This is a genomic window from Pseudomonas sp. CF161 (genome assembly GCF_000416215.1).
In the GTDB taxonomy this organism is placed as follows: domain Bacteria; phylum Pseudomonadota; class Gammaproteobacteria; order Pseudomonadales; family Pseudomonadaceae; genus Aquipseudomonas.
The window spans coordinates 1-7804 of record NZ_ATLP01000097.1; the positions used below are offsets into that span (position 1 = coordinate 1).

Here is a 7804-nt window from a genome sequence, read left to right on the forward strand (position 1 = left end):
GCCCGGGATGCCGACGAGCGTCCGCTGGCGTCGCCGGCGGTGCGCAAACACGCGCTCGATGCCGGGATCCAGCTGCGCCTGGTGCAGGGCAGCGGCCCTGCCGGGCGCATCCTGCATGAAGACCTGGACGCCTATGTGGCCCAGGGTTCCCGTGGGGCCTCGACGCCGGCGGCGTATGCCCAGCGCCACGATGAAGAGCAGATTCCGGTGATCGGCATGCGCCGCAAGATCGCCCAGCGCATGCAGGACGCCACTCAGCGCGCCGCCCACTTCAGTTATGTCGAGGAAATCGACGTCACCGCCGTGGAAGAGCTGCGCGCCCACCTCAATGAGAAACACGGCGCCAGCCGCGGCAAGCTGACCTTGTTGCCGTTCCTGGTGCGCGCCATGGTCGTGGCCCTGCGTGACTTCCCGCAGATCAATGCGCGCTACGACGACGAAGCCCAGGTCATCACCCGCCTCGGCGCGGTGCATGTCGGGGTCGCCACCCAGAGCGACATCGGCTTGATGGTGCCGGTGGTCAAGCATGCCGAGGCTCGCAGCCTGTGGGACAGCGCCGCGGAAATCGCGCGCCTGGCCAACGCCGCGCGCACCGGCAAGGCCGCCCGCGACGAGTTGTCCGGTTCGACCATCACCCTGACCAGCCTCGGCGCGTTGGGCGGGATTGTGAGCACACCGGTGCTGAACCTGCCGGAAGTGGCGATTGTCGGGGTCAATAAAATCGTTGAGCGGCCCATGGTCATCAAGGGCCAGGTGGTGATTCGCAAGATGATGAACCTCTCCAGCTCGTTCGATCACCGGGTGGTCGATGGCATGGACGCGGCGCAATTCATCCAGGCCATTCGCGGCCTGCTCGAACAACCCGCCACCCTGTTTGTGGAGTAAGGAATGCAACAGACTCTAAACACCCGGCTGCTGATTATCGGCGGCGGCCCTGGCGGTTATGTGGCGGCGATTCGTGCCGGGCAGCTGGGCATCTCGACCATTCTGGTCGAAGGCCAGGCCCTTGGCGGCACCTGCCTGAACATCGGTTGCATCCCGTCCAAGGCGCTGATTCACGTCGCCGAACAGTTCCACCAAACCCTGCACCACAGCCAGGGCTCGGCCCTGGGGATCAAGGTCGCAACGCCGACCCTGGACATCGGCCAGAGCGTGGAATGGAAAGACGGCATCGTCGATCGCCTGACCACCGGCGTCGCCGCCCTGCTGAAAAAGCACAAGGTGCAAGTGATCCAGGGCTGGGCCAAGGTGATCGACGGCAAGACCGTGGAGATCGAAGGCGCCAATACCCGTATCCAGTGCGAGCACCTGCTGCTGGCCACCGGCTCGAAAAGCGTCAATCTGCCGATGCTGCCGATCGGCGGGCCGATCATTTCCTCCACCGAAGCCCTGGCGCCCAAGGCAGTGCCCAAGCACCTGATCGTGGTCGGCGGTGGCTATATCGGCCTGGAGCTGGGGATCGCCTACCGCAAGCTGGGCGCCGAAGTCAGCGTGGTCGAAGCCCAGGATCGGATCCTGCCGGCCTATGACACGGAACTGACCCAACCGGTGGCCGAATCCCTGAAAAAGCTGGGGCTCAAGCTGTACCTCAAGCACAGCGTCGAAGGCTTCGATGCCGCGAAAAACACCCTGCAAGTGCGCGACCCGAGTGGCGATACCCTGCACCTGGACACCGACCAGGTGCTGGTGGCAGTCGGCCGCAAGCCCAACACCCTGGGCTGGAACCTGGAGGCGCTGAACCTGGAGATGAACGGCTCGGCGGTCAAGATCGACAACCGCTGCCAGACCAGCATGCGCAACGTCTGGGCCATCGGCGACCTCAGCGGCGAGCCGATGCTGGCCCACCGCGCCATGGCCCAGGGCGAAATGGTCGCCGAGCTGATTGCCGGTGAACACCGGGAATTCAACCCGGCCGCGATCCCGGCAGTGTGCTTCACCGACCCGGAACTGGTGGTGGTCGGCAAGACTCCGGACGAAGCCAAGGCCGCTGGCCTGGATTGCATCGTCTCGAGCTTCCCGTTTGCGGCCAACGGCCGGGCCATGACCCTGGAATCGAAAAGCGGCTTCGTGCGGGTGGTGGCGCGGCGCGACAATCACCTGATTCTCGGCTGGCAAGCGGTGGGCGTCGGCGTGTCCGAGCTGTCCACGGCCTTCGGCCAGTCCCTGGAAATGGGCGCGCGCCTGGAAGACATCGCCGGCACCATCCACGCCCACCCGACCCTGGGCGAGGCGGTGCAGGAAGCAGCGCTGCGGGCTTTGGGACATGCGCTGCATATGTGATGCGCGGTCCTTAATGAATACCGCACATTAATCTGCACCTTCTACGGCGCCTATCCCGGCCAGCGCAGCCTAGCGGCAGCGGCTACGGGTCGGGATGGGCCCAGGGCGGGAATTTGGTCCCGTATTTCGGATGATGGCGAAACGATTCATGAGCAAGCTACGTTTTTTTGCTCCCCTCCCATCGTCCGGGATGCGGTACACCCCCGGAATGCAGTATTGTTGTGCCCATCCAAAAAAACGTCAGAAACCTTGAGCCGTTCCGACGGTCGTCAAGTGATAGAGGGTGTCATGGGTAACGAAAGCATCAATTGGGACAAGCTGGGTTTTGACTACATCAAGACAGACAAGCGCTATCTGTCGCACTGGCGTAATGGCGAGTGGGACGCAGGCACCCTGACCGAAGATAACGTGCTGCACATCAGCGAAGGCTCCACAGCCCTTCACTATGGCCAGCAATGCTTCGAAGGCCTGAAGGCCTACCGCTGCAAGGACGGTTCGATCAACCTGTTCCGTCCCGACCAGAACGCCCTGCGCATGCAGCGCAGCTGCGCCCGTCTGCTGATGCCGCATGTTTCCACCGAACAGTTCGTCGAAGCCTGCAAGGCCGTGGTCAAGGCCAACGAGCGCTTCATTCCGCCTTACGGCACCGGCGGCGCGCTGTACCTGCGCCCGTTCGTGATCGGCGTGGGTGACAACATCGGCGTGCGCACCGCGCCCGAGTTCATCTTCTCGATCTTCGCCATTCCGGTTGGCGCCTACTTCAAGGGCGGCCTGACCCCGCACAACTTCCTGATCTCCAGCTTCGACCGTGCGGCGCCTCAGGGCACTGGCGCGGCCAAGGTCGGTGGCAACTACGCCGCCAGCCTGATGCCTGGTTCGGAAGCCAAGAAGAAAAGCTTCGCCGACTGCATCTACCTGGACCCGATGACCCACTCCAAGATCGAAGAAGTCGGCTCGGCCAACTTCTTCGGGATCACCCACGACAACAAGTTCGTCACACCGAAGTCGCCTTCGGTGCTGCCAGGCATCACCCGCCTGTCGCTGATCGAACTGGCCAAGAGCCGTCTGGGCCTGGAAGTGGTCGAGGGCGACGTGCTGATCGACAAACTGGCTGACTTCAAGGAAGCCGGTGCCTGCGGGACCGCCGCGGTGATCACGCCGATCGGTGGCATCGAGTACAAAGACCAGTTGCACGTGTTCTACAGCGAAAGCGAAGTCGGCCCTGTGACCCAGAAGCTCTACAAAGAGCTGACCGGCGTGCAGACCGGCGACGTTGAAGCGCCAGAAGGCTGGATCGTCAAAGTCTGATCTGACGCTGCATCCAACAGGCCCGCCCTTCATCACTGAACGGCGGGCCTTTTTGGTTTTTGTTGCGGGGTAATGGCAACGATCTATATGATAAGCATTATCATTCATGACCTCCCCTGCCCCGGTATCTCCCCGCCATGCCTTCAAGCGCCCAAGCCAGTGCCTGCGATGTGACCGAGCTGTATCGGCAACAGCACCAATGGTTGAAAAACTGGCTACGCCTGCGGTTGAACTGCTCCCACAGCGCGGCGGACCTGGCCCAGGACACCTTCCTGCGCCTGTTGAACAAACCCGAGCCGGTAGAGATCCAGGCCCCGCGCAGCTTCCTGACCAAGGTCGCGAAAAGCGTGCTGAGCAATCACTACCGGCGGCAGAAGCTGGAACGCGCCTACCTGCAAGCCTTGCAGGCGGTCCCGGAACAATGGGTCCCCGACCTGGAAACCCAGGCCATCCTCCTGGAAACCCTGATAGAACTGGACGCCGTGCTCGAACGCCTGGAGCTGCCGGTGCGCAAGGCGTTCCTCTGGTGCCAGCTCGATGGCCTGAGCCTGGGGGAAATCGCCGAGCGCCTGGAGGTTTCCGTGACCACGGTAAAACGCTACATCGTCAAGGCAGGCGCCCTGTGCATCATGCTCGACGACAGCCTGGACCTGGTTTGAGCCCGCCGCTGCCCACCCGCGCCGGCGCCGACGCCCAGCCGATTACCGCGGCCATCGCGGAACAGGCGATGCAATGGCAGCTCGATCTGCAGCAGCCGCCCATCAGCGAGGCCACCCTGACCGCCTGGCGCAACTGGCGCCAGGCCCATCCGCTGCACGAAAAAGCCTGGCTGCGGGCCGAAGCCTTTGCCCAGCGCATGGACCAGGTGCGCCAGCAAGGCCACAGCGCCCTGGCCAGTGCCACCCTGGGCCCGAGCCTGCGCCCCACCCTCAGCCGCCGCACCGCGCTCAAGCAATTGGCGGTGCTACTGACCGTCGGAGCCGGGGCCTGGAACGCCCGGGACCTGGCGCTGGTGCAGGACTGGAGCGCCGACTACAGTACCCGCGTCGGCCAGCAGCGCCGCCTGACGCTGGTGGACCAGACCCGGGTCCAGCTCAACACCGACAGCGCCATCAAGCTGCGCTTCGACCAGGACCTGCGCCGCATCAGCCTGCTGCGTGGGGAGATGCTGGTGACCCTCGAGCGCCAGTCCGGCCTGCCGCCCCTCAGCGTGGACACCGCCGAGGGCCGCATCGAAACCGTGGCCGCACGCTTCGATGTGCGCCAGACCGCCGGCGTCACCCTGCTCGGGGTCTATGAGGGCAGCGTGCAGGTGCAACCGCGCAACCCGGGGCAGCCGGCCCTGACCCTGAACGCGGGCGAGCAGCTGCGTTTCGATCGCCAGGGCCTGCTCTCGCGGCAACCCCAGGGCGCGTCGCAGCCGGCCTGGAGCCAGGGCATGCTGGCGGCCCAGGGCCAACGCCTGGCGGATTTTCTCGAAGAACTGGGGCGCTATCGTCCAGGACACCTGGGGTGCGATTCGAGCCTGGCCGACCTACCGGTCTCGGGCACCTTTCCCCTGGCCGATACCGACCGTGTCCTGAACGCGGTGGCCGAGACCCTGCACCTGGAAGTGCGTCCCTTCACCCGCTATTGGGTGACCCTCAAGCCCCGCACCCTGGCCGGCTGACATTTATTTTGCTCAAGGGTGGTCCGATTTGCTCGCTCGCGAGACTTAACCCCCAGAACACAGACATTCATGGGGAGTCACACATGCAACTCGTCGTACGCAAGGGCCGGGGCTGGCACGTTTCACTCAAGCAGAACCTGGCGGGCGCGGTCGCCCAGGGCCTGGCCTGCATGACCAGCGCCAGCGTGGTGCTGCTGGCACCGACCTGGGTCCAGGCCGCCGAACAGGCGCAACAGGATTTCGACATCCCCGCCGGCAGCCTGGCCAGCGCCCTGACCCGCTTTGGCCAGACCGCCCACATCCTGCTGTCGTACCCCACGACCCTGACCGACGGCCAGCAGAGCGCCGGCCTCAAAGGGCGTTTTGACGTCGACTCGGGGCTGGTCCTGCTGCTCGCCGGCACCGGCCTGCAAGCGACCCGCGACGCCACCGGCAACTACTCGCTGCAAGCGCGCAAAACCGGCGGCGACAGCCTGGAGCTGAGCGCGGTGTCGATTTCCGGCAAGGCGCCGGGGTCGACCACCGAAGGCACCGGCGAGTACACCACCTACTCCTCCAGCAGCTCCACGCGCCTGAACCTGACACCTCGGGAAACCCCGCAGTCGATCACGGTCATGACCCGCCAGCGCATCGAAGACCAGAACCTCAGCACCCTGACCGACACCCTGGAAGCCACCCCGGGGATCATCGTCACCCGCGACGGCCTGGGGGCGGAAACCGACAGCTACTGGTCCCGGGGTTTTGCGATCCAGAACTACGAGATCGACGGCGTGCCGACCAACACCCGCCTCGACAACTACTCCCAGAGCATGGCCATGTACGACCGGGTTGAAGTGGTGCGCGGCGCCACCGGTCTGATCAGTGGCATGGGCAACCCGTCGGCGACCATCAACCTGATCCGCAAACGCCCGACCAGCGTGGCCCAGGCCAGCATCACCGGCCAGGCCGGGACCTGGGATCGCTACGGCGGCGGGCTCGACGTCTCCGGCCCGCTCACCGACAGCGGCAATGTGCGCGGGCGGCTGGTGGCCGACTACAAGACCGAAAGCGCCTGGGTCGACCGCTTCAAGCAGCAGACCCAACTGATGTACGGCATCAGCGAGTTCGACCTCAGCGAAGACACCCTGCTGACCCTGGGCTTCAGCTACCAGCGCACCGACGTCGATTCGCCGCTGCGCACCGGCCTGCCGACGCGCTTCAGCAGTGGCGAACGCACCGACTTCAGTCGCTCGACCAACACCTCGCCGACCTGGTCCTACAACGACCACCAGCAGACCAGCTACTTCGCCTCCATCGAACAGCAACTGGGCAACGGCTGGAGCGGCAAGGTGGAGTTCACCCACGCCGAGAACCAGTTCGACGAGCTGTTCAACTTCGCCATGGGCTCGGTCAACAAGGACGGCAGCGGCCTGACCCAACTGCCGGTGCGTTTCTCCGGCACCCCGCGCCAGGACAACCTCGACCTGTACCTCACCGGCCCCTTCAGCCTGTTCGGCCGCGAGCACGAGTTGATCGGCGGCGTGACCCTGTCCCAGTACAAGGAAAGCACCCCGAGCTGGGGCGGCTGGCGCTATGACTACGCCGGCTCCCCTGCCGGCCCCATCGACAACCTGTTCGACTGGGACGGCCACTCGCCCAAGCCGAGCCAGAGCGTGAGCGGCAAGTCGTCGATCGATGAAAACCAGTACGCCGCCTACCTGACCTCGCGCCTGCGCCTGACCGATGACCTGAGCCTGATCCTCGGCAGCCGGGTGATCAATTGGAGCAGCGACACCTCCGACCGCCCATACGGCGGCGACGAAACCAAGGTCAAGCGCGAAGAAAACGGCGTGTTTATCCCTTACGCCGGGGTGGTCTACGACCTCGACGACACCTGGTCGGTGTACGCCAGCTACACCAGCATCTTCAACCCCCAGGCGTCGTGGGTCCGCAGCGAAGACAACAAGCCTTTGGAACCGATGCAGGGCAAGGGGTATGAGATCGGCGTCAAGGGCAGCCACTTCGACGGCCGCCTGAACTCCAGCCTGGCGCTGTACAAACTGCAGCAGGACAACCTGGCGATCTGGCAGCACGACAACGTCTACAGCGCCGAGCAGGACACCACCTCCAGGGGCGTGGAGCTGGAGTTCAACGGCGAACTGGCCGAAGGCTGGCAGGCTTCCGCGGGCTACACCTACTCGGTCACCACTGATGCCGATGACCAGCGGATCGTCACCGGCCTGCCGCGCAACAGCTTCAAGACCTTCACCAGCTATCGCCTGCAAGGCCCGCTGGACAAGCTGACCGTGGGCGGCGGGGTCAACTGGCAGAGCAAGGTCGGCAGCGACCTGCACACCTTCACCCAGGGCAGCTACGCGGTGACCAACCTGATGGCGCGCTATGACATCAGCCGCAACCTGAGTGCCTCCGTTAACGTCAACAACCTGTTCGATCGCACCTACTACAGCAACGCCGGCTCCTACGGTAACTACGGCGCGCCGCGCAACCTGATGACCAGCTTCAAGTACAACTTCTGACCCGCAGCGATCGGCAGCGCGCCCAACGCGC

6 protein-coding genes are annotated in these 7804 nt (G+C 64.7%); all 6 read left to right on the forward strand.

The window, feature by feature from the left end:
* Positions 1 to 885 (forward strand): dihydrolipoamide acetyltransferase family protein (locus tag CF161_RS21720; protein WP_020298762.1); only part of this gene is annotated, 885 nt, incomplete at its 5' end.
* Between the two features lie 3 nt (positions 886 to 888).
* Entirely contained in the window at positions 889 to 2280 is a 1392-nt protein-coding gene (gene lpdA / locus CF161_RS21725; RefSeq protein WP_020298763.1) for a dihydrolipoyl dehydrogenase, read from the forward strand.
* Positions 2281 to 2568: 288 nt separating this feature from the next.
* Positions 2569 to 3588 (forward strand): branched-chain amino acid aminotransferase, encoded by a 1020-nt coding sequence (locus CF161_RS21730; protein ID WP_020298764.1) that lies wholly within the window; start codon positions 2569 to 2571, stop codon positions 3586 to 3588.
* A gap of 137 nt (positions 3589 to 3725) precedes the next feature.
* Positions 3726 to 4247: a sigma-70 family RNA polymerase sigma factor gene (locus CF161_RS21735; RefSeq protein ID WP_020298765.1), complete on the forward strand. Its 522-nt coding sequence runs from the start codon at positions 3726 to 3728 to the stop codon at positions 4245 to 4247.
* Positions 4244 to 5257, forward strand: coding sequence for a FecR domain-containing protein (locus CF161_RS21740; protein WP_020298766.1), 1014 nt, complete (start codon positions 4244 to 4246; stop codon positions 5255 to 5257). Before CF161_RS21735 ends, CF161_RS21740 begins: the two co-directional genes overlap by 4 nt.
* Positions 5258 to 5340: 83 nt before the next feature.
* Positions 5341 to 7773, forward strand: coding sequence for a TonB-dependent receptor (locus CF161_RS21745; protein WP_020298767.1), 2433 nt, complete (start codon positions 5341 to 5343; stop codon positions 7771 to 7773).
* Positions 7774 to 7804 lie beyond the last annotated feature (31 nt).